3 protein-coding genes are annotated in these 2,539 nt (G+C 38.9%); 1 reads left to right on the top strand and 2 read right to left on the bottom strand.

Annotated elements, in window-relative coordinates; all coding sequences use genetic code 11:
- Positions 1 to 260: hypothetical protein (locus AC06OU_RS18025; protein WP_169359659.1), on the bottom strand; the 260-nt coding region annotated here is incomplete at its 3' end.
- 59 nt (positions 261 to 319) lie between these two features.
- Entirely contained in the window at positions 320 to 1,822 is a 1,503-nt protein-coding gene (locus tag AC06OU_RS18020) for a leucyl aminopeptidase (protein ID WP_475857618.1), read from the bottom strand.
- 122 nt (positions 1,823 to 1,944) lie between these two features.
- Here AC06OU_RS18020 and AC06OU_RS18015 point away from each other — a divergent pair, with 122 nt between their 5' ends.
- Entirely contained in the window at positions 1,945 to 2,421 is a 477-nt protein-coding gene (locus tag AC06OU_RS18015; protein WP_169359658.1) for a divergent PAP2 family protein, read from the top strand.
- Positions 2,422 to 2,539: the final 118 nt, after the last annotated feature.

Genomic DNA, 2,539 nt, shown 5'->3' with positions numbered 1-2,539 from the left:
TAATAGTACGGGGAATATGGTGAACCATAGTAAGGATAAGGCTGGTATGGATAAGGTTGATATGGATATGGTTGTCTTGCACCAAATCCAATAATAGAAGAACCTAAAAGTCCTCCTACAAAGCCTCCTAATAGAGGAGCTCCAAATCCACCAAAGCCACCACCAAAACCTCCGTAACCTCCAAATCCTCCTGGGCCACCTGGACCCCGAGGACCTCCTGGACCTCTTCCCCCATAACCACCGCGTTGATATCTAACCATAATGTCCCTCCTTTCAACACAGTGTATGCTATGTGGGATAAGTGTCCTGTGCGTTTATCCTACTCTTCGTCTGCCATTCTTTCAATAAGCGTTGCTAAAGTACGAACCATAACACCAGTACCGCCTTTTGGTCCAAAATCATATGCTGCTTTTGCATCGGATGTACCTGCGATATCTAAGTGAATCCATGGTGTATCGTCTACAAATTCTCCAACGAAACCACCACCGAAAATCATATGACCATCTCCTCCAGGGGAGTTGTTCAGATCTGCAACATCACTTTTACGAATGCGTTTCTTATCATTTTCAGTTAACGGAAGTCTCCATACAAATTCTCCTGTTTCCAAAGAGGATTCCATAAAGGTTTCAAAGAATTCTTCATTATTAGTTAGTGCTCCAGTTTTATCGAATCCTAATGCGGTGATTACTCCACCTGTTAAAGTAGCCACATCGACGATATAATTAGCTCCTTGCTGTTTTGCATACGTTACTGCATCTGCAAGAACTAAACGTCCCTCTGCATCAGTATTAAGAATTTCAATTGTTTTTCCGCTCATAGAAGTAATAACATCATCTGGCTTAAATGCATTTCCAGAGATCATATTGTCCGTTGAAGCAATTACAGCTATAACATTTTTATTTGGACGAAGCTCACCAATAATTTGCATAGCACCTAAAACTGCTGCTGCTCCACCCATATCGCCTTTCATGCCAACGATACCAGTTTTTGTTTTAATAGAGTAACCTCCTGTATCGAAAGTGATTCCTTTCCCTACAAGTGCTACTACATCATCCCAGTTATCTGTGGCTTGATATTTCAAAGCGATTAAACGTGGTTCTTCAACTGAGCCTTGGTTCACAGCCAATAAAGCTCCCATACCAAGCTCTTCTATTTCTTTCTTACCTAATATTTCTGTTTCAAAGCCATATGTCTCACCAAGCTCTCTTGCATACTCTCCTAGTTGTGTAGAAGTCAGCACATTCCCTGGTGTATTCACTAAAATTCTAGCTTCATTAACAGCATCCGCATAAATACTTCCTACTTCAAAGTAAGTTGCAGCTTCTTCTAAGTCAGTATCTGTTAAAAGCTCGATAGCTGGTAAATAATAATCCGGCACGTTAGAGGTTGTTTTATAGCCCTCATAAACAAAAGCTCCCATACCAATCCCCTCACCAGCTAAATAAGCTACATCAGCTTCTGTAGCGCTCTCAGAGGTAAATGATGGAACCCAGACTGCAAGGGATTCAGGCTTGCTAGAAAGTAGCTCTTTCCCTACTAAACCAAATGCTTCTCGAATATTTTCTTGTGTTAACTTTTTACGATCTCCAAGCCCTACAAATAGTATTCTTTTTACAGTTTCTTGACCTGCTATTGGGACTTTAACTATTTTTTTCGAGTCTGATGATATGTCACCACTTTTTACCCAATCAAGAATGTGATTTCCATACACATTTAATAATGCATCCCATTTCTCTGTATTTTCAGGATGCTTAGGAATTCCTACCACTAGTGTTTCGGATTGTACTTCTTCGAATGTTACATTGTTAGTGCTAATAATCATCATTTTTCCCCCTACATAATTTGGATACATTCTTATTATATAGCAACGAGAATGATTTTTCGAATAGTGAGAATATGTTATACTAAAAGTAACAAAGTTTTACAAGGAAGGCGGTGTCTGCTGTGGCAATTCTACAAAATACTCCACTATTAGCTGCTCTTTTCTCCATCTTCTTTGCCCAGTTCGTGAAAATACCAATACATTTTCTGGTCACTAAAAAGATAGATTGGAAATTATTCACTTCTACAGGTGGAATGCCAAGCTCTCACTCGGCTGCTGTAACGTCATTGTGTACAGCTATTGCTTTTGAAACGGGATTAGACTCTACCCTTTTTGCAGTTGCTACAGTGTTCGCAGTTATAGTGATGTTTGATGCAACAGGTGTTAGATTTCAAGCCGGTCAGCAAGCCATCATTATCAATCAGATGCGTGTAGATTTTCAAACTTTTGTTAATCAGACAAAGGATTGGGGACACAAGAAGAGCGAGGAAAAGCTAGAAGAACTAAAAACTTTACTTGGACATAAGCCTATTGAAGTTTTTATGGGGGCATTAACCGGTATTTTAATATCCATAGTTATTTATACGGTTATTTTATAAGGCTATAAAGCTAAAAGTTGAATAAATTAAAATGAGCTGGGAGATTTTCTCCGAGCTCATTTTATTTGATCTTCTTTTTTATTAAAGTAGATCTTAGTGTTGTGTTACTTAAAAGCCA

It is taken from the genome of Psychrobacillus sp., assembly GCF_056205495.1.
Note: the sequence above shows the minus strand (reverse complement) of the source record. Positions and strands in the feature narration are given on the sequence as shown.